Consider the following 25395-nt stretch of genomic DNA (forward strand, 5'->3'; position numbering starts at 1 on the left):
AAATGGGCCGCAAAACCGCAAATGTTGTGCGTCTGACGCTTAGCTATATCATTCTGATCGGTATAGCAATCTGTGCCGTCTATCCTGCTCTTTGGGTGCTGCTTTCCTCGCTTCGGCCGGGTACGGCTCTATTTAGCGAAAGTCTCATTCCGGAAACGTTCACTTTGGTTCACTATAAAGAGCTGTTCACAAGCCCGAGCTTCCGTTATGGGGTTTGGTATATGAACACTTTGAAAATTGCGACGCTGACGATGATCTTCTCTACGATCCTAGTCACGCTCAGCATGTACGCGTTGTCGCGCTTCCGCTTCCGCGGGCGCAAGATGACGCTGACGATTATGCTTGTGCTCGGCATGTTCCCGGGCTTCATGAGCATGATCGCAATCTTCATTTTCTTGCTGCAGCTTAACCTGCTAGATACGCATGCTGCGCTCATTATCGTATATTCAGCGGGCTCAGTGCTCGGAGGCTTCGTTGTCAAAGGGTTCTACGATACGATTCCGCGGAGTCTTGATGAAGCGGCTCGGATCGACGGGGCGTCCCATCTTCAAGTGTTTGTGAAAATCATGCTTCCGCTGTCGCGTCCAATGCTGACCTATGTGGCGCTGACTACGTTCACTGGCTCATGGGTTGACTTTATCTTTGCGAGACTGGTGCTTCGAAGTAAAGACAACTGGACGCTTGCGGTCGGCATGTGGGATCTCGTCAACTCCTACCAGAACAGTAACTTTACGCTGTTCGCTGCGGGAGCGGTTTTGATTGCGATTCCGATTACGCTGCTGTTCGTCTTCCTGCAGCGCTTCCTTGTACAAGGGCTGATGTCCGGCGCTTCGAAAGGATAAAGGAATGAAGCATAAACGTATGCGTAATGCGGCAATGATTTTGCTCGGTTCGATTTTACTTGCCGTGCTCGCCTCTTGCTCTTCAGATGAAGGAGGCAATAGCGGGAAACCGACTGCTGAGCTATCGGAAGAAGCGGCAGAACAAAGCGTTGGCGAGGAGGCGGTTGCTGCCTCTTATACGGTAGATGAGCAGCCTGGCGGCGTGTATTATGAAATATTCGTCCGTTCCTTCTATGATACGAATGGCGACGGGATTGGCGATCTGAATGGCGTAACCGCCAAGCTTGATTATTTGAAGGAGCTTGGCGTGAGCGGCATTTGGCTAATGCCGATTAATGCCTCGCCCAGCTACCACGGCTATGATACAACCGATTATTACGCGGTTAATCCGGAGTACGGCACGCTGGATGACTTGAAAAAGCTATTGGATGAAGCGCATAAGCGCGGTATCAGGGTCATTATGGATCTTGTCGTGAATCATACGAGCAAGGAGCATCCTTGGTTTAAGGAAGCACTTGCGGATGAGAACAGCACTTACCGCAGCTGGTATACCTTTGCGAAGGCGGGCGAACAGGTAAGAGCAGATGGCGCGGTAGGAGGCGACCCATGGCATAGCTATGGCAGCCTTAACTATTTAGGCGTCTTCTGGGAAGGCATGCCGGATCTCAACTTCGATGAGCCGAAGGTACGCGAGGAAATGGTCAAAATCGGTCAATATTGGCTTGAGCAAGGACTGGACGGCTACCGCCTTGATGCAGCCAAGCATATCTATGGCGATTTTGCTTCTACGGCAAGCAAGCCTGAGATTCAGGCGAAGAACAAGGCTTGGTGGCAGGAGTTTCGCGAGGGCATGAGCAAAGTGAAGCCGGATGCTTATTTGATCGGCGAGGTATGGGATTCACTGACCGTTATCGCGCCTTACTTCGATCAAGCGCTGAACTCTGCCTTCCACTTTGACCTAGCCGGCCGCTTGCTTAGCGCGGCGAGCTCGGAGCAGGATGCGGATCTGGCTTTCTCCTTAGGCCGTGCATATGGCGTATACGAGAAGTCTTCAGGCGGAACATTCGTAGATGCGCCATTCCTTAGCAATCATGATCAAACTCGCGCCATGACTGTGCTCGGCGGCAATGTCGATCATGCGAAGATGGCTGCTGCTATGCTGCTTACACTTCCGGGCACGCCATATCTTTATTATGGCGAGGAGCTTGGCATGAAAGGCGCTAAGCCGGATGAGTATATTCGCGAGCCTATGCTGTGGTACAGCGCAGCAAGCGGAGGCGAAGGGCAGACGACATGGGAGCAATCGCGCTTCAATGCGGATGCCTCTTCGGTTTCAGTCGAAGCTCAGTCGGATGATGAGCAGTCGATGCTGAATCATTATCGCGAGCTGATCAAGTGGCGGAATGAGGAGCCTGCCTTGCGCGATGGGGGAATAGCGGCGTTTAAGCTTGCGCCTGCTAACCAGAAGCTGAGTGCATATGTCCGCGTCATCGCTAGTGAACGGTTGCTCGTCATGCATAATTTATCAGGCGAGCCGCAAACGACCGACTTGCAGCCGTCGAAAACGTATGGCGAGTTCAAGGAGCTTGCACGTGCAGCTAACGACGGTGCGAAGCTGGATGGCAGCAAGCTGACGCTGCCAGCGTACAGCACCGTTATTTTGAAATAAAACGAATGAAGGGGCTTTCCCAAAAGCAGTATGCTCGCTGGGAAGATTGCTCGCTTTGAATGGAATGTTGGAAGTGGAAAAATAGCGGTACAGGGGGCTATTCCTGTACCGCTATTTTTCTATTTAGTTCTATGGCTGCTTGGCTTCATGAGATTGTGGGCAAGCGAAAGTCTTCCACCTCCAGGCTGCTTGCCTATGGCAAGCCACGAAGCAGGAATCGGCAGGATCCCCGGTTCTTCTTTACTTTAGTCTCGGATTCAATCATTCATGGGGCTGAGTTCTCTAGAGCCAGCATTAACGGGAAAAACTCCCGTTATTTCAAGTATTTTTTGGCAAAAATCAGGTTTAGATGGATTCTCTCCCGTTAATATCTCGCTTTTGACCCTATTTCGGTGAAAGTGATCCAATTAACGGGAGTTTTTCCAGCTAAATGAACGAACTAAAGTCATATCAGAAAATTAGATGGAAATTTTCCTGTTAATTACACAAAACAGAAATGATTTACTCCTAGCTGGTGTCATCGTGACGGCTTTGCCAATGATCATTTTATTTATTTTCTTGCAGCGTTATTTCATTTCCGGGGCACTAGCGGGCTCATTAAAGGGATAACGATTTAGTTGAATTCGCGTAAGGACTTCAATCGACAGTAGGCGAAGAGTCCCATAATAAGCATCGCTGCTCCGCTAATGGCAATAATGACGGCTGGGCCGTAAATATCGGATAAGGTAGAGAATACGGCTAACCCAACAGGCGGTGCAACGCTGGTTAAAGCGCCTATTAGCCCAAATAATCTGCCTTGCATCGAAGGATCAATCGCTGCTCGCAGCCCGATGAAGATGATCGTCGTACTGAATGAGAAGAGGAAGCCGACAAGCAGAATAACCGGCAGCGCAGCAGCGGCCGAGGGCAGCAGTGAAATAACGATGAATAATGGCCCCATTAGGATCATACTCCCAATAATCCAAATTCCTCTTCTTTTCAAGCGTGCATCAAGTCTCATGATCAAAATAGAGCCTAACACATAACCGAGCGGAATACAGGCCTCCATTAGCCCAAATACAAAAGGCTTTGCCTGCCACACCTGAACCGCCATCACCTGAATAAGCATGAAGGTGGATAGAAAGAAGAACATCACGAGCGGCAGCAAAATAATGACGCCCTTCGCAAAAGGATCATGCCACACATAGCGGAAGCCGGCTGTGAGATCTTCTTTAAAAGAGGCTTGCGGCTTTGATTTATCCCTGACCGCTGTATAAGGGAACTTGCCTGCTGATAAGAGTAGAATGCCCGACAGCAGAAAGGCTGCGGCATCGATTGCAATCGCAAAAGCCCCGCCAAATGCGGCTACGGCAATGCCTCCAAGCGCGAAACCGGATATTCGGATGATATTATCGGAAATGCTGATCGCGCCTACCGCCTTAGTCAGCTGCTCTTTACCTACAATTTCGATGAGCGAGGCTTGGAAGGCAGGCGTCCGAAATACGCCTGCGAACGCCACAAGTCCGGTTAATAAAACGATAAAAATAAATGGCACATTCGGCAAATAAATAAGAACGGCGATGGCGGCTACAAGAATAAATCGAACGATATCCGTCACCCACATCAAGGTGCGGCGGTCGGTGCGATCCGCAATCGTACCCGCGAAGGAACCAAACAGCATACTGATGACGAGGTGGGTAATGAGCACGGCCGACATCAGCTTGGCGCTGCCGGTCGTTTGCAGCACCCACAGGTTTAATGCGATGCTATGGAATGTATTTCCGAGCAGCGATAAGCTATAGCTGGAGAAGACGAGCATAAACGACCAGTTTCGCCAAATGGACGTCGTACTGGCATTTTGCTGCGGGGCGGGGGGGACGTTGGAATTGGCATTTTTGGCTAGTTCAAGCATGATTGATCCTCCCTAATAATGATGCAAAGTGGCAGCAAGAATGCTGCCGCGGTGACCGTTTACAATGATGCAAGGCGGCAGCAAGTCTGCTGCGGAAAGAACCGTTTTATCAACCCCTGCACAGTTTTTAACCATTTCACTTAATCGTTTAAGTTAGTGAAGAAAAAAGCAGAGATTACTCTGCGTTAAGGTGGTTGCTTGATTCACATCCCGCGATTGAACTCGCTTTGACTTCGATATATTTATGCTCAGGTCCATGCATTGGATTGTCTAGAAGCGTCATCATCAACTGAAAGGCTTCTTCGGGCTTTCGATTATGATACTGAATCCGAGTTGCCGCTGTTGGAAGGATGTCAGGGCAATCTGCCGTACAAATGACCGTTAGCTTAGGCGAATTAACATACTTTGCTGCAAGCACCCCGATGAACTCATTGAGAACAATCCCTTCTTTTTCCGCATGTTGTTCAAGAAAGCGCTTGAGCTTCTCTTCATTTTCCATCATATGAACCATGCTTGGATCAATGCCGGTGCTGCTTGAAATCGACTGGGTAAGCTCTGCATTGTTGAAGCTGTCCATAATAATGTAGCTAGGATGGATAAGTGAGGATGTTCTAGCCAATGCAAATGCATCTTTATAATCAAAATTCACTTTATAAAACAAGTCATCATCAATGATGCTGTCAATGACGATAAGCGGTACGCCTACTGAGAAATGGCTGGATATGAGATGGAAATTTTCGCTCTTAACGTCAATAACAAATACGCCGTCTAATTTTCGTTCCGATATGACATCGAGCCTTGGATTCAAGGCATCAAGGCTGGAGAGTACGACATGGTAGCCTCGATCCGTAAGGAGACGCTCAAGCCGATTAATAAATGAAGCATAACGAAGCTGTTTCCAGCTGCCCTCATCGTTTGCCCGGTTGAAAAGGATGCCAATTAGCCCCGACTTTTGCTTTACCAACGACCGTGCAGCTAGGTTTGGAACGTAGTTCAATTGTTTTGCAGCATCCAGCACTCGACATCTCGTATCATCGGGAATCGTTTGGTTTGCGACGTTGTTGAGCACATAGCTTACTGTAGCGACAGAAACCTGAGCGGCTTTTGCAATGTCCTTAAGCGTAGCTTTTTTGATGGGAATGCAGCTCCTTGTAAGTGTAGAACTTATCAACTTAATCGTTTAAGTTATTATGTCATGAATGATACACGATTGTCTATAGGCACCCAAATAAACGATGATGAATAATTTATTATAGCATCGCTTTTATGAAATGAGGGATTCCTATCCGAAACAACCGTGACGATCTTGGGAAAGGCGTAAAGAGCGGAAAAGCCAGAGATAATATTATTTTTGACATTTTTGAAAATAGTGAGAATCTACCGGATATCATTCAGTTTATTGGTCAGCTGCTTGTTACGGCTGGGGACATTGTCACGACTGCAGGGCAAGCGATGGCGCTGGAGCAAGAACAGCAGTCTCAGAATCAATCACAAAAGGATCAGCAAGATAAACAGCGCGAACAGCAGCAAGTGCAATTGCAGATCGAGCAGATGCAGAAGCAAATCGCTCAATTGCAAAAGCAAGTTAAAAATAAATCATAATACTTATAAGGATCAAAAGATAAAGCGAGATTGGTTGATTTGTTTTTGCAGATTTATCGTCGTGAATAAGGGGCTGTTGATTTGGTGGCGGTCTGCGCACGCATGCGTGCTTACAGCGTGAAATGGGTGGCAACTCGAAGAAAAGAGGCAGTCCATCAAATGGACTGCCTCTGCTTAGATTGGATAATACAATTTACTCTGCGGTCTGCTCCAATATTACGAAGCCGTAAGCTGGCAGCTTCAATTGCAGCTTGCCATGGGCATTGCTTGCAACAGCAGTGCCTTCTGTAAATTCGCTGATGCTCGAAAGCAGCACTGACCAAGTAGATACGTTATCTCTACTCTCGACAGCATTAGCATCCGAGTCATTCGCATGAACTGCATTAGTGTTCAACTCCTCAGGAGCATCGGCTGTGACTCTGTTAACCTCAGCCTTCAAAGCTTCAGTTGGTGCTGCGTTTATCTCTGTTGCAGCAACAACAGCAGACACCTCACTGCTTCCGAAACCTGTGAATGCGACAGCATGCGGAGCCGCTTCGAGGTCAGCCGGCGCCGCCTCTATCATGAAGCTAAGGTCTGCCTCTTCACCGCGTGCATTCAGCGCAACAAGCAGGCGCTGCTCGCCATCGCGGCGTTCATACACTAAGGTGCCGTCTGCTGCGCCGACATGTACGAAGCGGATGTCCGCACTGCGAAGCGCATTGTAGCGGTGGCGAAGACCAATCGCTGACTTATAGAAGTGAAGCAGCTCGGTATTTTGCTCAGCCTCGTCCCATACCATGCATTTGCGGCAGCCAGGATCGCCCGCGCCATTTATTCCTACCTCATCCCCGTAATAAATACATGGGGTGCCCGGGTAGGTCAGCTGGAACAACGAAGACAGCTTCATCGCTTCCGAATTGTCGTCGCAAATCGTAAGCAGCCGCGGCGTGTCGTGGCTATCGAGCAAATTGAAGGCCGATTCTGTCACCTGCTGCGGGTAGGCTGCAAGCTGTGTGCCGATGGCATTGGCAAAGGAAGTTGCGTCGATTGTCTGATAGGCGAAGAAATCTAGCACCGCGTTTGTGAACGGATAGTTCATGACCGCATCGAATTGATCGCCCTGCAGCCACATCATCGAATCATGCCAAATTTCGCCCAAAATGTACGCTTCCGGATTGACGTCTTTCACCGTCTTGCGGAATTCACGCCAAAACTGATGGTCAACCTCATTAGCTACGTCAAGGCGCCAGCCGTCGATGCCGATCTTCTCGATCCAGTAACGCGCAACCTCAAACAAGTATTGCTTCACTTCCGGATGCTCGGTGTTCAGCTTCGGCATAAGCGGCTCGAAGGCAAACGTCTCATAAGAAGGGACGCCGTCCACGACCTGCAGCGGCCACTCCCGAACGTAGAACCAATCCGCATACTTTGACTGCTGGCCGTACTTTTGCGCATCGACGAATGGCGGGAATGTTTTGCCTGAGTGGTTGAATACCGCATCAAGCAGGACGCGAATGCCGCGAGCATGGCAAGCATCCACCAACTCCTTCAGCTTCTCGTTAGTTCCAAAATGCGGATCAACCTTCATATAGTCCTGCGTGTCATATTTATGGTTGGTCGTCGCTTCGAACAGCGGCGTGAAATAAACGGCATTTATGCCAAGCTCGGAGATATGATCCAAATGATCGATTACACCCTGCAGGTCGCCGCCAAAAAAGTTTTGAGGAGTCGGCTCGCCGCCCCATGGCAGTACGTTTTCAGGACTCAGCGACGGATCACCGTTCGCAAACCGCTCCGGAAAGATTTGATAGAACACAGCATCCTTCACCCAAGCCGGCGGCTCGAATACGTCGATCGGATTAATATAAGGGAAGTCGAAAAATGAATTGGAGTTATCAGGAAGCGTATGCTCAAAGCCTTTGTCCGAGAAAAGAATCGTCTCAGCACCGCTCGTTAAGCGGAACGCATAGCGCAGCCGGCGAAAAGGCGGAATAACGGCCGTTTCCCAATAGTCGAACAGCGCATCAGTAGAAAAAATACGCATCGGCACAGTTGTGATGGTTTGATCCCATGCATACTTGTCGCCGACGATTGCTTCTACAGCCGCGACATCGTCTTTTTTTGTGCGCAAGCGGAGATGCAGCGTTTTGCCGTCGTAGGCGTAAGCCCAGTTTTGTTTTGGTCTGTGATATACAGCTTCTAATAGCATCATGAATCGCTCCTAATAAATGGTGTGGAAAACAGGATGAAAACGCGAAAAAAGGTACAACCTCTGCTTATAAAGCCGAGGTTGTACCTTGTCCCATAACACGTTCAGGCGCCGCTTGCGCGAAGCATATTGTGAACATATGGTTGCGGCAGCATTGCCTTTCTATTGTAACTCTCAACCCTTTTATTATACTTAATTTGCATGTATTGTACTAGTCGCTTTGCAAAAAAAGTTTAGGCATGAACCTCTTCATGCGCTTGTGATTCCAAGTAGCGCTCGCAATCAAGAGCAGCCATACAGCCGCTTCCCGCAGCGGTAATCGCTTGACGGTAAGTGCGGTCTTGAACGTCGCCGCAGGCGTATACGCCTGGGATATTCGTCTCCGAGGTGCCTGGCTTCACGATAATGTAGCCTTGCTCATCGGTATCGATTTGGCCGCCAAGGAAGCTTGTATTCGGCGTGTGGCCGATCGTAACAAATACGCCGTCTGTCTCGAGAAGCTCTTCTTCGCCCGTTTCATTATTGCGCACTTTCAACCCTTGCAAGCCCATGCCAGTTGCAGCTACTTCAAGCGGTGTGCGGTTTAGGCTCCATACGATTTTGTCGTTGGCGCGAGCGCGGTCCTGCATGATTTTTGAAGCGCGAAGATCTTCGCGGCGATGCACAAGCCTTACTTCGGAAGCGAAGCGGGTAAGGAATACGGCTTCCTCCATCGCGGAGTCGCCGCCTCCGACTACGATAATCTTTTTGCCGCGGAAGAAGAAGCCGTCACAGGTAGCGCAAGTGCTTACGCCGCGTCCGATATTTTCTTGCTCGCCTGGAATGCCCAAGTACTTAGCCGAAGCGCCGGTTGAGATAATGATCGATTCCGCCTGCAGCTCGCCGATGCCTTCCACGTCAAGCGTATAAGGACGTTTGCTGAAGTCTACGCTTTTCACGGAGCCTGTTTTGAATGTAGCGCCGAAGCGCTGCGCTTGCTTGCGCATGTTGGACATCAGCTCGCTGCCAAGGATACCGTCAGGGAAGCCTGGGAAATTCTCAACCTCCGTTGTAGTCGTAAGCTGACCGCCTGGCTGCCAACCTTCAATAACGAGCGGCTCCATGTTCGCGCGGGCCAAATAAATAGCAGATGTGAGTCCGGCAGGACCTGTACCGATAATAATCGTTTTATAAGTCATCTATATTCTCCTCCAGTTAGAAATGCTCGAAATGCTCTGAGATAATAAATACTACTTTAAAATTATTATAGTCTAATATCAAAGTCAATACGGTTCATGCATCATTCATGCATCGTTCATGTAACGTTCATGTTCATATTGTAAGCTGGATGCATAAACGAATTCACGGCGGCAGCATGATGCTCGACCCGGGCCTAGACCAGCTTGACGGCGCAAGCTTTATTATTCGGCTTCAACTGCGCTGCCTGCCTAGCTTTTAATGTTACAAAGCGTGGATAAATAAGGGGAGAAACGTTATGATGAAGGGAGCAATTGTGTGTAATGTAACGATGTGGGGGAGAAGCTACAATGGAGAAGCGGATACGGAAAGCGATCATACCTGCCGGGGGGCTGGGCACCAGGTTTTTGCCGGCTACGAAGGCGCAGCCGAAGGAAATGCTCCCGATCATCGATAAGCCAGCCATTCAATATATAGTAGAAGAGGCGGTCCAATCCGGGATTGAAAGCATAGTAATCGTCAGCGGCCGCAACAAGCGGGCGATCGAGGACCATTTTGACAAATCGGCTGAGCTTGAAATGGAGCTGGAGGCCCGTCATAACGAGGAAATGCTGAATATGGTTCGCAAAATATCGCAGCTTGCGGATATTTACTACGTTCGTCAAAAGGAGCCGCTGGGCCTAGGCCATGCTGTGCTGTGCGCGCGCCGCTTCATTGCGGACGAGCCGTTCGCCGTATTGCTTGGCGATGATATTTTAAAATCCGATCCGCCTTGCCTGCGCCAAATGATGGATGTGTACGAGCAGCAGAACTCGTCCGTCGTTGCCGTCATGGAAGTGCCTTGGGATCAAACGCATAAGTACGGAATCGTAGACATCGAGCGCGGCAAGCAGGTTGCGCGCGTCCGCGATATTATCGAGAAGCCGGCGCAAGGACAAGCTCCATCCAACTACGCGGTGGTCGGGCGCTACGTCCTTGACCCCGTCATTTTCGACCTGCTGGAGAAAGCGACGCCGGGGAAGGCTGGAGAAATCCAGCTGACGGACAGCTTGCAGCAATTAAACCGAATAGCCTCGTTATCAGCCTACCGCTTCGATGGCCGCAGACATGATGTCGGCGATAAGCTCGGCTTCGTGCAGGCTACTGTCGATTTTGCATTAGAGCGTTCTGATCTAGGGGTTGAGGTCAGAAAGTATTTGCTGGAGAGGCTGAAAGAGTCGAACGCATAACGCTGTAATTAGAAGGCCGCCGCTGGGCGGCTTTTTTCTCATTTTATTGTACAGCAATCAGCAGCGTTAAGATCATGTACGTACAAGTTAAGCATATGATATACTACTGGCATACAACTAACGGAGCTGAGGTGTGAAGTGAAGGAACAGCAAACGCCCAAATATATGCAATTAAAGCAGCAAATTTTATCCTGGATCGTCACGGCGCAGTTTAAGCCGCATGATAAGCTGCCATCGGAGAACGAGATTAGCAAGCAGTTCGAAATGAGCCGCCAAACCGTCCGGCAGGCGCTAGGCGATTTGGAGCAGGAGGGGTGGCTCTATCGCGCCCAAGGGAAAGGAACGTTCGTATCCGACCAGTCGGCGCCGGAGCGGAAGAATTCGTCGCAAGGGATGACGATCGGGATGATTACGACGCATATATCGGATTATATATTCCCTACTATTGTTAGGGGTGTTGAGTCGAGCCTGCGCGCGGTTGGCGCAAGATTGCTGCTCGCAAGCACCGATAATGAAAAGGAGAAAGAGAAGGACAGCTTGGAGTCGATGCTTCGCGAGCCGCTGACCGGACTGATTATCGAGCCGACGAAGAGTGCTGAGGGAAATCCGAACTTCAATTATTTTTTGGCGCTGGATGCGCTCAAAATTCCTTATATTATGCTCAATGAGCGTTACAGCGACGTGGATGCGCCATGCCTCCGGGTTGACGATGAGCTTGGGGGCTACCGCGCGGCAGAGCATCTCATTAAGCTTGGTCATACGCGTATCGCCGGATTTTTCAAAACCGATGATTTTCAAGGCGTTCACCGGATGCGCGGCTTTCTAAGAGCCCATCGTGAGCAGGGATTGACGGTTCCGCCGGATTATTTGCTTCGCTACTCTACGGAGGAGAAGCAAGACAAACCGGCGCAGGCGCTGTCCGCGCTGCTTCAGCGTGAGCAGGAGCAGCGCCCGACTGCTATTATTTGCTACAATGACGAGCTTGCCGTAAGGATGCTCGATGTCGTGCGGCAAATCGGCCTTGCAGTGCCAGAGCATTTATCAATCGTTGGTTTTGATGACTCGAACCTGGCAACCGCTACAGAGGTGAAGCTGACGACCATTTCCCACCCGAAAACCGAAATGGGAGCAGACGCCGTCGTCATGCTGCTCGGCATGGTGGAGAAGCAGCAGCGTCGCCAGTCGATGGACAAGGTTTATGATCCGCAGCTCGTAATCCGTGAATCGACGCAGCCTCCCAAAAGCTAATCCTGCGCTGACCGTTACAACTGAGGCTATTCATCAACAAAAAAACACGTGACACACTTGTACGTACAACCTATAATAAAAACAGAGCTATTCAATTGTAATGTCCGTATAAGTGAAAATGGGCAGGCGCATGAATGCTAGTTTGAAGGGAGCGTACAATACTCATGTTGGAAACGTTGAAGCATGCGGTTTGGGAAGCGAATATGGATCTTCCGAAATACGGATTAGTCACATTTACTTGGGGGAACGTAAGCGGCATAGATAGGGAGTCCGGCTATGCAGTCATTAAGCCGAGCGGTGTCCCTTATGAGGAGTTAAAAGCAGAGCAAATGGTTGTTGTGGATTTGGAGGGCAACGTTGTTGAAGGCAGCCACCGCCCTTCCTCGGATACGGCAACGCATGTGTTATTGTATAAAGCATTTCCAGCGATTGGCGGAATCGTTCATACACATTCGCCTTGGGCGACAAGCTGGGCGCAAGCGGGACGCGCGATTCCAGCGCTTGGCACGACGCATGGCGACTATTTCTACGGCGAGGTGCCTTGCACGCGCGCAATGACGGAAGCGGAAATCAAAGGCGCCTATGAGCTGGAGACAGGCAACGTGATCGTCGAAACGTTCGAGACAAACAACATCGATCCGAATCAAGTACCCTCGGTGCTAGTCAATAGCCATGCGCCATTTTGTTGGGGCAAGGACCCGCATAATGCGGTCCATAATGCAGTTGTGCTTGAGGAAGTGGCAAAAATGGCGCTTCACACGTTCGAGCTTAACCAGAGCGTACAGCCGATGGATCAAGCGTTGTTAGACCGTCACTATTTGCGGAAGCATGGAGCAAACGCCTACTACGGCCAAAAATAGGAGGACTCGGATAATGAGCAAAAAATATGCAATTGGCGTGGATTACGGAACGCAATCGGGACGCGCGGTTCTTGTTGATCTCTCTAACGGCGCAGAGTTAGCGGAGCACGTTACGCCTTATACTCATCATGTCATTGACGAGAAGCTTCCTGTCTCAGGCATTAAGCTGGAGCATGACTGGGCGCTTCAGCATCCGCTTGATTATATAGAAGTGCTGGAATTGTCCGTTCCTGCTGTAATGAAGGAATCCGGCATTGATCCTGCCGACGTTATCGGCCTAGGTATCGACTTTACGGCTTGTACCATGCTTCCAATCGATGCAGCGGGAGAGCCGCTCTGCACGCAGGATGCCTATAAGGATAATCCGCATAGCTGGGTGAAGCTGTGGAAGCATCACGCAGCCCAAGACGAGGCTAATCTTATTAATGAGATGGCTGCGCAGCGCGGTGAGAAATGGGTGCCGCGTTACGGCGGCAAGATCTCATCCGAGTGGATGATGGCCAAAGCTTGGCAAATTTTGAATGAAGCGCCTGATATCTATGAAACGGCAGATAAATTCGTTGAAGCTACAGACTGGGTTATCGGCCAATTGACCGGCAATATCGTGCGCAATAGCTGTACTGCCGGCTACAAGGGAATGTGGCATAAGCAAGAAGGCTATCCGAGCAAGCAATTTTTCAAAGCGCTTGATCCACGCCTTGAGAACTTGACGGAGACAAAGCTGCGCGGCGAGGTCGTTCCTTTGGGCTCGAAGGCCGGCGAATTGCTTCCTGCTATCGCTGCCCGCATCGGACTTGCGCCAGGCACTGCGATTGCAGTCGGCAACGTGGACGCGCACGCGGCCGTTCCGGGCGTTGGCGTAGTAACGCCAGGCAAGCTGGTTATGGCGATGGGAACATCGATCTGCCATATGCTGCTCGGCACGGAGGAGAGGGAAGTGGAGGGCATGTGCGGCGTCGTTGAGGACGGCATCATTCCGGGCTACTTCGGCTATGAAGCGGGACAATCGGCGGTTGGCGATATTTTTGAATGGTTCGTAGAGGAATCCGTTCCTGCCTATGTGCTGCAAGAAGCGAAGGAAGCTGGCGAGAACGTACATGTATATTTGACGCGCAAAGCGAGCGAGCTGGGCGTTGGCGAATCCGGCTTGCTGGCGCTGGACTGGTGGAACGGCAACCGTTCGGTATTGGTCGATACGGATCTGACGGGTATGATTGTAGGCCTGACCTTGCTGACGAAGCCATGGGAAATCTACCTTTCCCTGCTTGAAGCAACGGCGTTCGGCACGCGCAAAATCGTCGATGCGTTCCACAGCAACGGCGTAGAAGTCAATGAGCTGTACGCATGCGGCGGCTTGCCGCAGAAAAACGCGCTGCTCATGCAAATTTATGCGGATGTCACGAATCGCGAAATTAAGGTTGCAGCATCGAAGCAGACGCCTGCTCTTGGCGCAGCGATGTTCGGAGCGGTAGCGGCCGGCGCGGCGAAGGGCGGCTTTGACAGCATCGTCGATGCAGCCCAGAAGATGGCTCGCGTGCGCGAGGAAACGTTCAAGCCGATTCCGGCGAACGTTGCGGTATACGAGAAGCTGTATGCGGAATACAATCTGCTTCATGATTACTATGGCCGCGGTTCAAACGACGTGATGAAGCGCCTGAAGGCGATTAAAGAAGAGCAAGCTTAAGCCGCCTTCTGCATCGCTTTCTTTCAAGCTAATAGCATCCTCCAAACTAGGCAACGATCTCTGAAAGGGGATGTCTTGGAGACGCTGATGGCACAACGATTGAATCATTTATATGCTTCTATTGCTTCTAAGTGCTAGCGCATTATTTTAATTTATCCCGAAGATGAAGACGGCAGCAAGAATTGGATAGCAATCATTAGCGACATCGAAAATAATCCATGTTAATAAATGCAGCTTCTCTGGTCAAAAACCATGAGGGGCTGTCTTTATTTGGTTAACTAAATTTTCCACTAAATTAAATGGAGATTACTTACTATTTCATATAGAATAGATAGATGTGTAAAGAGAGAATCATGTGCTGGGAGATGAACGGAAGTGTATTGCCATCATTGCGGAAAGAAGCGGACAGACGATGCCATCTATTGCAGCCAGTGCGGCAGACTGCTCGCAATGGAAGTTGAAGCGACAGCGGCAGTTTATGAGAATCAGACTATCGTTTTAACGGAGACAGCCGTTTCTATAGAGACTTCATATGAGAGAGAATTAGCGAACATGCAATCAAGCTTGTCTAGGCCTAGTGCTGTAAGGAGAAGGAGCACTAAACGATCGATTTTGGCATGGTTAGTGCCCATTATGCTTGCGATTGTTACGGCGGGTTCTCTGTTTGGCTATTATCTCTATCAATCAGGAATTAATGATAGAGTAGTCCATCTGCATGCTAAGGCGAAGGAGGAGGCGCTTGCGGGTAAGTACGCGGAAGCTCAGGCGCTGCTTAAGGAAGCGCTGACTGTTCGTCCTGGCTTTGCTGCGGTGAAGAAGGATGCAGAGGTAGTTGATCGTGTTGCTGCTCTGTCCCAGTCTATTGCGGCAGTAGGCAAGCAGCTCGAGGAGCAGAAGCTTTCAGAAGCGGAGGAGTCGTTAGAGCCGCTTAAGAGCGAGCTGAAGGGTCATTCTGAGCCAATCTATGCCAAGGTGAAAGCGCAGCTTGGTGATTGCAAGGTGCAGCTTGAACTGATGAAGCTGACAGAAGAGCTTGCTGATTTGAACACGGTGGATGAGCTTGCTGCAAAGCTTAATGTGGCGAATCATTTAGAGGGTGACGAAGCCTCGGCCGTACAGGAGCAGATTTTGGCGAAAATCGTAGATATCAGCTTCAAGGAAGCGGAAGCTCTCCTTAAGACCAAGCATTACTCGGACGCCTTGGAAGTAACGGACAAGGCACTGGAATACGCCAAGGACAACGAGCAGCTAGCGGCGCTTGAGAAAGAGATCAATAAAGCGCAATCCGATTATGAGAAAACGGAGCAGCAGCGGTTAGAGCATGCGATGCAGCAAGCGGCAGCAGAGGATTTGAAAAACCATACAGCAGCTGTAGAGGTCATTCAGATTGATTCAACGCTTGATGAGTTTGGTGACCTTACAATTACAGCGGAGCTGAAAAACGCAGCTACGAAGCCTATTTATTCGATTACCGTGAAGTTTAAAGTTTATGATGCGGCAGGTGTAGAGGTAGGCTCGGGCACGGCAGTAGCCGTACCGGATTACGTCGATGCAGGCGAGAAAATGAGCTTCACCGGTACCATTTACGGTATAAATGTTGAAAATACGACCGTTGTCGTTGATCACGCGACTTGGTATTTGGATTAAAGGGGGCGATGAGATGAGTAGACGAGCATGGATCAGCGCCATCGCATCAATCCTGATTGTATGCGGAGGCATGGCTGCCGCCTGGGGTATTCATACCGAAGTGCCTAAGCAGCTTGCAGGCAAGCCGCTTCTTGCCGTTGCGGCAGAAAAAAAGACTAAGACGCTTAAGGACATCATTTTCGAGACGCAAAAGCTTGTCGTGATGATCGAGACGGAAGATGGCGATCAAGGCTCAGGCTTCCTCTATAATTTGGAGGGCGATCTGATTACGAACGCGCATGTCGTAGCTGGCTCCAACAAGGTGAAAATTAAAACGGCGGATGCCCGCGAGCTGGACGGCGAGGTTATTGGCATAAGCACGGAGACCGATATTGCCGTCGTCCGCGTAACCGCTCTGGCAGGCACGGAGCCGCTGCAGGTTTTTCGTGATGAGAAGGCAGAGGTAGGCGACGAGGTGCTTGCTGTAGGCAGTCCGCTTGGTTTTCAAAATACGGTTACGACAGGTATTATTAGCGGCTTAGGCAGAAGCTTTGAGATTGAGCCGTATTTGTACTCCGATCTGTATCAAATCTCTGCCCCGATTGCTCCCGGCAACAGTGGAGGACCGCTCGTTGATCGTAAGACGGGCGAGGTGCTCGGCATCAACTCGGCGGGCTATGAACAAGGCTCAATTGGCTTTAGTATTCCAATAGCGAATGTCATTGAGATCGCAGAGGGTTGGTCGAAGGAGCCGATGGCGGAGCTTCCTGAGCTTGAGCAATTAGAGGAATCGGCTGATTTGGAGGACAATGCTTCGGTAGAAGAGTTCGCGGGTTATCTCGTTACGCATTTCTACGACAGTCTGAACAATGCCGATTACGTCTATGCGTACTCGCTGCTTGGCGGCAACTGGAAGGAAGGCACCAGCTACGAGAAGTTCAGGGAGGGTTATCTCGGAACGCTTAACGTCGTAATTGATAATATGCATGTCTATGACAGCAAGAACGAGAAGGCAACAGTTATCGCGGTCATTTCAGTGGACGAGCGGGTTGACGGCAAAAACGTGCTTAGCAAATACCAAGTAACCTATGAGGTAGGCTACGAAAATGATCAACTGAAGCTTATTAGCGGCAAAGGGAAGGCGATTAAGTAAGAGGCTGATTATGGGCTGTGCAAAAGAGAAAGAGCTAGAAAAACCGTCCGGGGGTAACGGTATTCTCTAGCTCTTTATTTTGATGTTTCGTTTTAGATTTCTTCTGATGGGTTGAAACCTTCGTTTTGGTCAGAAATTTCAGATTCGTTATCTTCCTCGCGCGGGAAAGGTCTAAAAATGAGCTCGAGAGCGACAGAGTCATTGCGCTGAACAGGGAAGCTTAGCAGCGTTGCTGGAATAATGCGTCCATTCAACAGCAGGCGATAGCTAATATTGCCGCCAATCGGAATGCCGCTAACGGAAACGATTTGCCCGTTAAAGTTGACACGTACAACGCCGGTTGCAGCAAGCGCTTGATAAATTGACAAGCCCGGACGGAAAGGTACGCGATACGCTTGTGTTACATACGGGAATGCTCTTCCTCCATTAATGACGACCGTTACAGAAGCTTGCGGCCCCGGAGGGAATGGGAACGGTATCGGAAATGGAATAGGGAACGGGAAAGGGAACGGCCCTGGCGGGAAAGGGAACGGCCCTGGCGGGAAAGGCCCCGGCCCTGGCGGGAAAGGCCCCGGCCCTGGCGGGAATGGCCCCGGCCCCGGCGGGAATGGCCCCGGCCCCGGCCCTGGCGGGAAGCCACCTGGGCCTCCCGGTCCTCCAGGTCCGCCGCCTGGCGAAGGCATCGGCATGATCATGCGTGGTCCGCCGCAGCCGCAGTCGCTGCCGGCTTGTGCGTATTGCCGCGGATCTGCGAGAAATTGTGGCTCATTAGAGTAAGTATAGTCCATGCAAGCACTCAGTCTCCTTCACGAAACAGTTTAGGCATATATCCTTCTGTATCGTATGCGGCATACGCCCATGCGGTGTTCGCAAGTTTTGGAGGGGGAGAGATATGCAAAAGTGCTGCCTCGATGATGCAACCGGAAAACGCGACCTTGTCAGAATAGAAAAATATACATAAACAAAACTAGTTTTCAGAACGGTCAGTGGATTATGGACAGGGCAACCTACCATATCTATTGGTAAAGGATTTTTTTGTGCTCGGATTTAATAATCACGAAGTATTATGAAGATTCCGAGAACATTATTGCAACGCTAGTGTCCTGATATGTTTTGTAAGCAAGAAGGAATTCATTAAGATTCCTTCTTGCACTATTTTTTTCAATATTAATTAGTCCATGAGTTATTGGAATTCTATTTTATCGGAGGTAATGAGGATAATGGAAAAAAAAATTAAAGCTTATAAATTTTCTATGTTAATGTCTATTGTATGTATTATTTTATCAGGTGTTAACTATTTAGCTTTCAAAGTGCCTGTAGTTGGAATAGCGTTTATTGTAGTTACAATTACGCTCATTATTACTTTTTTTTGTTATAAAATGGAAACAAAAAACATCAATAAATAACAGAGTGAAACACTCGCGTTGCATAAACCTTGACACTCTATGTTTCTGAAAATTAAGAAAACGTATTTCAGACAGCAAACCCAAAAGGTCGAACGCCTCTTAAAGGTAGCTCTTTCCATTTAAATAAATTATGTAAATTTGTTCACATGAGTAATTAACCGGTTGATTTGGAGACTATCTGCTCGTTTCTCTTCGTCGTCTCGTATTTATCTTGCCGGGTTTCAGACACCCGATCTGTGAACGTTCTCGTACATATTGGCGCTAACCATTTACCAAACGAAGAAATAGCTTATGCTTGTCCATGAGATTGATCCTTTTCAGTGGATTATGGACAGGGCTACCTACCATATCTATTGTAAAGGATTTTTTTATGTGCAATTTTCGATAAAACAGAAAGTTATGAAGAATCAGATAACATTAATGCAACGCTAGTGAAAAATAACAGGAAAACCTCCATCTAATTTTGTAAAGAAAGGGAAATTTGATCATTTAACTGGAAAATCTCCCGCTAAATAGAGCACTTTCACCGCAACTGGGCCATTATGAAAAGATTAACAGGAAAAATTCCTTCTAGTTCCCTTTTTCGCCTAAAATCATTCGAATTAACGGGAGTTTTTCCCGTTAATCATGCTGCCGGTTGCCTGGGAGCTATAGCTACGGCTGAAGTTCCATCTGCCCCTTCGCAAAGCTGCGCTGGTGCTTGTCATGTGAGCGCAGAGACTCAAAACGACCACGTTGTCAGTACGTGAATCCGAAAACAAGAAGGAAAAGCTGGCAAACGATTTTTTCAAAACTAAAAACAAACAAAACAAAACGAGCCATAGAATCGCTTCTAAGGCTCGTTTTGCATATAGGGAATCATATAAGAACCCTAAATTATTTAGTTTATTTCCATAACACTAACTCAATTAATGAGTCATCGTCTGTTAGGAAAAACGCTATTATTTTACTGCTGCTTCGTAACGTTTGCTAACTTCATCCCAGTTAACTACGTTCCAGAACGCTGCGATGTAATCAGGGCGTTTGTTTTGGTAGTTCAGGTAGTAAGCGTGCTCCCAAACATCAAGACCAAGAATTGGCGTTTCGCCTTCCATGATCGGGCTGTCTTGGTTCGGCAAGCTGTATACTTTCAATTTGCCGTTTGCAACTGCCAGGAATGCCCAGCCGCTGCCGAAACGAGTTGTAGCTGCTTTAGCGAAATCAGCTTTGAAAGTGTCAAAGCCGCCAAGCTCGCTGTCGATTGCTGCTGCAAGAGCGCCAGTAGGTGCTCCGCCTGCGTTTGGAGCGATTGTTTCCCAGAACAAGCTGTGGTTGGCATGTCCGCCGCCGTTGTTGCGAACAGCAGTGCGGATTGCTTCAGGAACGCTAGCAAGATCGGAGATCAAATCTTCGATTGATTTGCTTTGCAATTCTGGAGCGGACTCCAAAGCAGCGTTAAGGTTAGTCACGTATGCGTTATGGTGACGGCCGTGGTGAATTTCCATTGTAGTCGCATCGATATGCGGCTCAAGTGCGTTGTGCGCGTACGGCAAAGCAGGTAGTTGATGTGCCATTTTTTACAGCCTCCTAATTATATGTAGTTATCCAAATCCATTATCCCTTATCCGATTGAATAAATCAACATTATTGTTTCAAAAGTCGTAAGAGTTAGGAAGTAAAAACATACCTGCAATAGGGTAACACCATTCTGCAAAAATTATGCAAAATAGTCGTTAAGAAACGTATCCGTTTACACAAAAACCGATTAAATCGATGTAAGCGCTTAATATTAAGCGTTTTCAGGAGATAATCGATGATTTGTTTAATTTTTTTAAGGAATATTAAAGATAGAAGCAGGATTTCGTTAAAATTTGTCGTAATATATTCTAAATGCAGTACTATGACATGGTATAGAAGGTGTAATTTTAATGAATGTTCGTTCCTTCCAGTTGTCCGATTACCGACCAATTACAGCACTTCTCGAGGATGTTCTTACAGAAGAGTGCTACGAACAAACGATGGAGGCTTTTGCCCGCCAGTTGTCATGGGATAGTGATTTAGTTCTTGTCGCTGTCGAAAATTCCGAAATTGTGGGCATGATTATCGGTACGATTGATAATAACAAAGGTTATTATTATCGAATTGCCGTCTCTCCTCTCCACCAAAGGAAAGGAATCGGTAGAACGCTTATCCAGGCATTGCGCCAGCGTTTCGAACAGCGCAATGTCACAAAGATACTAATAACCGCGGACGAGCATAATGAACCAGTTCTGCCGCTGTATGAATCAATGGGCTACGTTGCCAACGATTTTATCAGATCGTTTCAGAAATTGAGCATTGTTGCGGGTTAACGCTAACTTTACTGCATGTTAGATTGGACGCAGGGCATATCTGCATCGCCATTGCTTTTGGCGGTGAGATATGCTTTTCTTATTACTATATACTTTTTTCGAGGAGAACGGGATGGAACCATATCGGCACTGTGTCATCAAAAGCTTCAAACATAACGGTCACATTCACCGTACATGGCAGCAGAATTGGCTCGTTCCGGATGAGCTGCGTGCTGATGAGCATAAAGAGGAGTCCATGATCGTACTCATTAACCGCCAGACGCCGATTCAAGAGTCTGATGGTAAAGTATGGATCAGCCGAGTCCCCGCAGTTTCCTTTTTTATACCTAGGCAGTGGTTTAATATCGTCGCTTTGCTGGAGGAGGGAGGCGTTCGCTATTATTGCAATATTGCCTCGCCGCCTTACTTGCAAGGGGATGTGCTTACCTATATTGACTATGATTTGGATGTTATCCGGACGGTAGACGGCGAGAGGTTCGTTGTCGATCAGGATGAATATGAGATGCATAAAGCAGCCTATCACTATCCAAAAATGGTTGACGAAAAGGTGCATGAGGGGCTTGAAGCGCTTCTGCGGCGAATCGATCAAGGGCAGGCGCCTTTTCAGGATCAACACGCAACCCGCTATTACGATGAATGGCGCAAACGCATGGATGAGGTGGAGCAATGAGCGAGATCAATCAGGATCATGAGCTCGAGGAGAACGATGCGGGCGCAGTTGAAAGCAATCGCACTTCATGGCTGGAAGAGCTGCTGGATTGGACCAAAACATTAGTTTTTGCTTTTGCCGTTGTGATGCTTCTGCATTTCTTTGTATTTAATCTCTCCAAAGTAGAGGGGCATTCGATGGAGCCTACGTTAACGGCGCATGAGTGGCTCTTTGTTAATAAATTCGTCTATTTGGTCGGCAAGCCGAAAATCGGGGATGTCGTTATTTTGAAGGAGCCGAACACAGGAGCAAAAGAAGAGAAGTATCTTGTGAAAAGGGTAGTAGGCGTACCGGGCGATCGTATCGAAGTTCAAAATCAACGACTTTATCGCAACGGCAAGCTGGTGGACGAGCCGTATACAGATACATTGATTGAAGATATGAGCTATGGACCAGAGGTAATCGGCGAGGGACTGTATTTTGTTATGGGGGATAATCGTCATGCAAGAGCCAGTCTGGACAGCAGAACTTTTCATGCAGTGCCGGAAGATCTGATACGGGGCAGAGCCGATTGTATTTTGTGGCCATACAAGGAAATAAGAGGGCTGTAGCGGGGTGCGATCGAAGCAGGTTTGCTTTGCAAACCTAGGCACACGCTTACGAAGTAGGTTTGCTTTGCAAACCTTTAAGGAGGGGTCGACAATGAAGGACGTTATCATCTATACAGACGGTGCTTGCTCCGGCAACCCGGGTCCGGGCGGCTGGGGAGCGGTGCTGTTGTTTGGCGTTCATCAGAAGGAGATTTCGGGGGGCGAGAAGCATTCGACGAATAATCGCATGGAAATTCAGGCGGTAATCGAAGGTTTGAAGCTGCTGAAGGAGCCCTGTCAGGTAAAGGTTTATAGCGATTCGGCATATGTCGTGAATTGCTTCCAGAAGGGCTGGATCAACGGCTGGCTGCGCAACGGGTGGAAGAACAGCAAGAAGGAGCCCGTAGAGAACCAAGAGCTGTGGAAAGCGCTATGGGAGCTAATGCAAAGACATAAAGTAGAATACGTGAAGGTAAAAGGCCATAGCGATAACGAATGGAATAATCGCTGTGACGAGCTGGCTCGTGCAGCTATTAAACGGTTATAGCTTATGGCGAATAGATGGGCAAAGCTGAAGGAAGAAATGTTAGAGGCGGCACCAAGCCTAGGCATCGACAAAATAGGAATCGCCTCTGCGGACCCCTTTGTTTCATTAAAACAAATATTGCTTAGGCATCGCGAGCTAGGGAGAGAATCCGGCTTTGAGGAGCCGGACATTGAGAAGCGAACGAATCCGGCGCTGCTGTTCGATAAACCGCAGTCGATCATTGCGATCGCAATCGCTTATCCCTCGAAGCTGAAGGACCCTCCCAAATCGGAGCCGGGAGCAAGGCGGGGCATTATGTCGCGCTCGGCTTGGGGAGACGATTATCATAAGGTGCTTCGGAATCGGCTTGCCAAGCTGGAGGCATGGCTGAGAGAGCGTGTGCCGGACTTCCGCGCAGAAAGCATGGTCGATACTGGAGCTTTGTCCGATCGCGCCGTAGCAGAGCGGGCTGGCATAGGCTGGAGTGCGAAAAACTGCTCCATCATATCGCCGGAGCTAGGCTCGTGGATCTATTTGGGCGAGATGATCACGAATGTGCCGTTCGAGCCGGATGAACCGATTACGGAAAGCTGCGGCTCCTGCACCAAATGCATTGACGCATGCCCGACGGACGCTTTAGTTGGGCCAGGACAATTGAATGCCAGCAGGTGTATCTCCTTCGTGACGCAAACAAAGGGAATGGTATCGGACGAGTTTATGCGCAAAATCGGAAATCGGCTGTATGGCTGCGATACATGCCAGACTGTCTGCCCGATAAACCGAGGCAAAAACTGGACGCATCAGCCTGAGCTGCAGCCCGACAACGAGCTTGCAAAGCCGCTGCTGGTTCCATTGCTTACGATAGGAAACAAAGAGTTTCAAGCGAGATACGGCAGCACCTCCTCGGCATGGCGCGGCAAAAAGCCGATCCAGCGCAATGCTGTGATTGCGCTTGGCAACTTCAAAGAGGCAAGCGCGGTGCCTGATTTGATTCGGGTGCTTGAGCAGGATACGCGGCCGGTGCTTCGCGGTACCGCAGCATGGGCGCTAGCGCGAATCGGCGGGAAGCAGGCTGAGGAGGCTTTGCTTGCAGCTTCTAGCAAAGAGAGCGACGAGGAAGCGCTGCATGCGATAGCAAATGCGCTTGCACAAATCAACAAAGAGACCGAGAAGTAAACGGAAGCAGGTGGAGTAATGACTGAGCGGCTATACGCGGCTGAGATTGATTCGCCAATCGGAGCGATGACATTGACAGCAACGGACACAGGCATTTGCCATTTGGATTTCTCTTCATACGTGGATGCCTTGGACAGGCTTCAGCCATGGGCGATACGCCATATAGGACCGCGCAGCTCAGACATTATGCTGGTTGATGCGTCATCTCATCCGCTGCTGAAGGAAGCAGACAGGCAGCTAAAGCTATATTTTGCCGGAGGATTGCAGCAGTTCGAGCTCCCTATTCAGATGTATGGTACGCCGTTTCAGCAGAAGGTGTGGGCAGCTTTGCAGCAAATTCCTTATGGCGAGACACGCACCTACAAAGACATTGCGGTGATGCTTGGCCAGCCAGGCGCGATGCGGGCCGTTGGCGGTGCGAATAATCGCAATCCCGTATCGATCATTGTGCCTTGTCATCGCGTGATTGGGGCGAGTGGCCAGATGGTCGGTTATGGCGGAGGTCTGCCGATCAAGATAGCGCTGCTTGAACTTGAGGCAAGAGCCTAATACGAATGAAATAGCAGCCTCAGAATGGTTGCGATTAGCACTAAGCTGTTCATTGTAAACACGTTGTGAACATGCTATCATGGGAACATTATACACAGCAGGAGATCTAGAAAGGTCAGGTGGAACGTATGTCTTGGGTTAATATTGTGGTACCAATCGTTACTTTAGTGGCGGGAGCTGTAGGGGGCTTTTTTGTAGGCGTATTCTATCTGCGAAAGCAGCTTGAGAAGATGCAAAACGATCCTGAGATGATTCAAAAAATGGCTAAGCAAATGGGATACAACTTGAATAAACAGCAAATGCAAAAAGCTCAGCACATGATGAAAAATCAAAAAATGCCTCGCAGATAAGGAGCGTAAAGGTAGCCGGAAGGAGTGTTCAGAAATGGCGGGGAGGAAAGACTACGTCAATTCGAGTGTGACGAGCAATCGGGAGCAGATTGAACACCACGTGAAAGAAATATTGAAGTTGATTGGCGAAAATGTGGATCGGGAAGGTTTGTTGGAAACGCCTGCACGCGTAACTCGGATGTATGAGGAAATTTTTGCTGGCTATGAGGTAGATCCTCGCGAGGTGCTTGGCGTCACATTCGATGAGCAGCACGAAGAGCTTGTCATCGTCAAGGATATCGTGTATTACAGCCAGTGCGAGCATCATATGGCGCCGTTTTTCGGGAAGGCGCATATCGGTTACATCCCTAGCGGCAAAATCGCCGGGCTCAGCAAGCTGGCTCGCCTTGTAGAGGCGGTTACTCGCCGCCTGCAGGTGCAAGAGCGCATCACATCGCAAATTGCGGATATCCTTGCTGAGGAGCTGCAGCCAAACGGCGTGATGGTCGTTGTGGAAGGCGAGCATCTATGCATGTGCGCCCGCGGCGTGAAGAAGCCTGGCAGCAAGACGGTAACATCCGCTGTAAGAGGCGAATTCCGCAGAAACACAGCGCTTCGCTCCGAGTTTCTTACTTTGCTCAAGCAATAAACGGCTTGTAATAGAAAGTC

General features: G+C 49.2%; 24 protein-coding genes. 18 read left to right on the top strand and 6 right to left on the bottom strand.

Annotation, left to right across the window (positions count from 1 at the left end):
- The first annotated feature begins 2 nt into the window (after window positions 1–2).
- Both AC2TDN_RS17330 and AC2TDN_RS17335 read left to right on the top strand, forming a co-directional pair.
- Window positions 3–842: a sugar ABC transporter permease gene (locus AC2TDN_RS17330; protein WP_482068566.1), complete on the top strand. Its 840-nt coding sequence runs from the start codon at window positions 3–5 to the stop codon at window positions 840–842.
- 4 nt (window positions 843–846) lie between these two features.
- Window positions 847–2511 carry an alpha-amylase family glycosyl hydrolase gene (locus AC2TDN_RS17335; protein ID WP_484689292.1) on the top strand — a complete coding sequence of 555 codons (1665 nt, stop codon included), beginning with the start codon at window positions 847–849 and terminating at the stop codon, window positions 2509–2511.
- A 613-nt stretch (window positions 2512–3124) separates the two neighbouring features.
- Here AC2TDN_RS17335 and AC2TDN_RS17340 read toward each other — a convergent pair.
- Together AC2TDN_RS17340 and AC2TDN_RS17345 are read right to left on the bottom strand one after the other, a co-directional pair.
- Complete coding sequence (locus tag AC2TDN_RS17340; protein ID WP_484689294.1) at window positions 3125–4402, bottom strand: MFS transporter; 1278 nt, start codon at window positions 4400–4402, stop codon at window positions 3125–3127.
- A 175-nt stretch (window positions 4403–4577) separates the two neighbouring features.
- Window positions 4578–5573 (bottom strand): LacI family DNA-binding transcriptional regulator, encoded by a 996-nt coding sequence (locus AC2TDN_RS17345; RefSeq protein ID WP_484689296.1) that lies wholly within the window; start codon window positions 5571–5573, stop codon window positions 4578–4580.
- A 281-nt stretch (window positions 5574–5854) separates the two neighbouring features.
- On the opposite strand from AC2TDN_RS17345, the gene AC2TDN_RS17350 reads away from it, so the two are divergent.
- Window positions 5855–6004 (top strand): hypothetical protein, encoded by a 150-nt coding sequence (locus AC2TDN_RS17350; RefSeq protein WP_484689297.1) that lies wholly within the window; start codon window positions 5855–5857, stop codon window positions 6002–6004.
- 193 nt (window positions 6005–6197) lie between these two features.
- Here the strand turns inward: AC2TDN_RS17350 and AC2TDN_RS17355 are convergent, their stop codons facing one another.
- Window positions 6198–8195, bottom strand: a complete 1998-nt coding sequence (locus AC2TDN_RS17355; RefSeq protein WP_484689369.1) for a glycoside hydrolase family 13 protein — start codon at window positions 8193–8195, stop codon at window positions 6198–6200.
- 233 nt (window positions 8196–8428) lie between these two features.
- Window positions 8429–9373, bottom strand: a complete 945-nt coding sequence (gene trxB, locus AC2TDN_RS17360; protein WP_482068515.1) for a thioredoxin-disulfide reductase — start codon at window positions 9371–9373, stop codon at window positions 8429–8431.
- 348 nt (window positions 9374–9721) lie between these two features.
- Between trxB and galU the strand changes: the two genes are divergently transcribed.
- The 6 genes from galU to AC2TDN_RS17390 all read left to right on the top strand — a co-directional run bounded on the left by galU (window position 9722) and on the right by AC2TDN_RS17390 (window position 17171).
- Entirely contained in the window at window positions 9722–10600 is an 879-nt protein-coding gene (galU, locus tag AC2TDN_RS17365; RefSeq protein WP_484689300.1) for a UTP--glucose-1-phosphate uridylyltransferase GalU, read from the top strand.
- Window positions 10601–10738: 138 nt separating this feature from the next.
- On the top strand, window positions 10739–11848 hold the full coding sequence (locus AC2TDN_RS17370) for a substrate-binding domain-containing protein (protein ID WP_482068517.1): 1110 nt from the start codon (window positions 10739–10741) through the stop codon (window positions 11846–11848).
- Between the two features lie 164 nt (window positions 11849–12012).
- Entirely contained in the window at window positions 12013–12708 is a 696-nt protein-coding gene (gene araD, locus AC2TDN_RS17375; protein ID WP_484689302.1) for an L-ribulose-5-phosphate 4-epimerase, read from the top strand.
- 13 nt (window positions 12709–12721) lie between these two features.
- Window positions 12722–14392 (top strand): ribulokinase, encoded by a 1671-nt coding sequence (locus tag AC2TDN_RS17380; RefSeq protein WP_484689304.1) that lies wholly within the window; start codon window positions 12722–12724, stop codon window positions 14390–14392.
- 375 nt (window positions 14393–14767) lie between these two features.
- Entirely contained in the window at window positions 14768–16039 is a 1272-nt protein-coding gene (locus AC2TDN_RS17385) for an FxLYD domain-containing protein (RefSeq protein ID WP_484689306.1), read from the top strand.
- A 13-nt stretch (window positions 16040–16052) separates the two neighbouring features.
- Complete coding sequence (locus tag AC2TDN_RS17390; protein ID WP_484689308.1) at window positions 16053–17171, top strand: S1C family serine protease; 1119 nt, start codon at window positions 16053–16055, stop codon at window positions 17169–17171.
- A gap of 92 nt (window positions 17172–17263) precedes the next feature.
- On the opposite strand, the gene AC2TDN_RS17395 is transcribed toward AC2TDN_RS17390, so the two are convergent.
- Window positions 17264–17959: a hypothetical protein gene (locus AC2TDN_RS17395; protein WP_484689311.1), complete on the bottom strand. Its 696-nt coding sequence runs from the start codon at window positions 17957–17959 to the stop codon at window positions 17264–17266.
- A gap of 432 nt (window positions 17960–18391) precedes the next feature.
- On the opposite strand from AC2TDN_RS17395, the gene AC2TDN_RS17400 reads away from it, so the two are divergent.
- The gene (locus AC2TDN_RS17400) at window positions 18392–18577 is read left to right on the top strand and encodes a hypothetical protein (RefSeq protein WP_484689313.1); all 186 of its coding nucleotides are present in this window, start codon (window positions 18392–18394) and stop codon (window positions 18575–18577) included.
- Window positions 18578–19518: 941 nt separating this feature from the next.
- Here the strand turns inward: AC2TDN_RS17400 and AC2TDN_RS17405 are convergent.
- The gene (locus tag AC2TDN_RS17405) at window positions 19519–20130 is read right to left on the bottom strand and encodes a superoxide dismutase (protein ID WP_482068524.1); all 612 of its coding nucleotides are present in this window, start codon (window positions 20128–20130) and stop codon (window positions 19519–19521) included.
- Between the two features lie 354 nt (window positions 20131–20484).
- Here AC2TDN_RS17405 and AC2TDN_RS17410 point away from each other — a divergent pair, with 354 nt between their 5' ends.
- The 8 genes from AC2TDN_RS17410 (at window position 20485) to folE (ending at window position 25375) form a co-directional block, all read left to right on the top strand.
- Entirely contained in the window at window positions 20485–20907 is a 423-nt protein-coding gene (locus tag AC2TDN_RS17410; protein ID WP_482068525.1) for a GNAT family N-acetyltransferase, read from the top strand.
- Between the two features lie 112 nt (window positions 20908–21019).
- The gene (locus AC2TDN_RS17415; RefSeq protein WP_484689317.1) at window positions 21020–21577 is read left to right on the top strand and encodes a DUF402 domain-containing protein; all 558 of its coding nucleotides are present in this window, start codon (window positions 21020–21022) and stop codon (window positions 21575–21577) included.
- Window positions 21574–22167: a signal peptidase I gene (lepB, locus tag AC2TDN_RS17420; protein ID WP_484689319.1), complete on the top strand. Its 594-nt coding sequence runs from the start codon at window positions 21574–21576 to the stop codon at window positions 22165–22167. Before AC2TDN_RS17415 ends, lepB begins: the two co-directional genes overlap by 4 nt.
- Window positions 22168–22258: 91 nt before the next feature.
- Window positions 22259–22693: a ribonuclease HI gene (gene rnhA, locus AC2TDN_RS17425; protein WP_484689321.1), complete on the top strand. Its 435-nt coding sequence runs from the start codon at window positions 22259–22261 to the stop codon at window positions 22691–22693.
- Window positions 22694–22696: 3 nt separating this feature from the next.
- Window positions 22697–23848 (top strand): tRNA epoxyqueuosine(34) reductase QueG, encoded by a 1152-nt coding sequence (queG, locus tag AC2TDN_RS17430; protein WP_482068528.1) that lies wholly within the window; start codon window positions 22697–22699, stop codon window positions 23846–23848.
- A gap of 18 nt (window positions 23849–23866) precedes the next feature.
- A complete protein-coding gene (locus AC2TDN_RS17435) occupies window positions 23867–24397 on the top strand; it encodes a methylated-DNA--[protein]-cysteine S-methyltransferase (protein ID WP_484689324.1) in 531 nt (176 codons plus the stop codon).
- Between the two features lie 128 nt (window positions 24398–24525).
- On the top strand, window positions 24526–24747 hold the full coding sequence (locus tag AC2TDN_RS17440) for a YneF family protein (RefSeq protein WP_482068568.1): 222 nt from the start codon (window positions 24526–24528) through the stop codon (window positions 24745–24747).
- Between the two features lie 34 nt (window positions 24748–24781).
- Window positions 24782–25375, top strand: coding sequence for a GTP cyclohydrolase I FolE (gene folE, locus AC2TDN_RS17445; RefSeq protein WP_482068530.1), 594 nt, complete (start codon window positions 24782–24784; stop codon window positions 25373–25375).
- Window positions 25376–25395: the final 20 nt, after the last annotated feature.

The sequence above is a fragment of the Paenibacillus sp. Y660 genome (genome assembly GCF_057221575.1).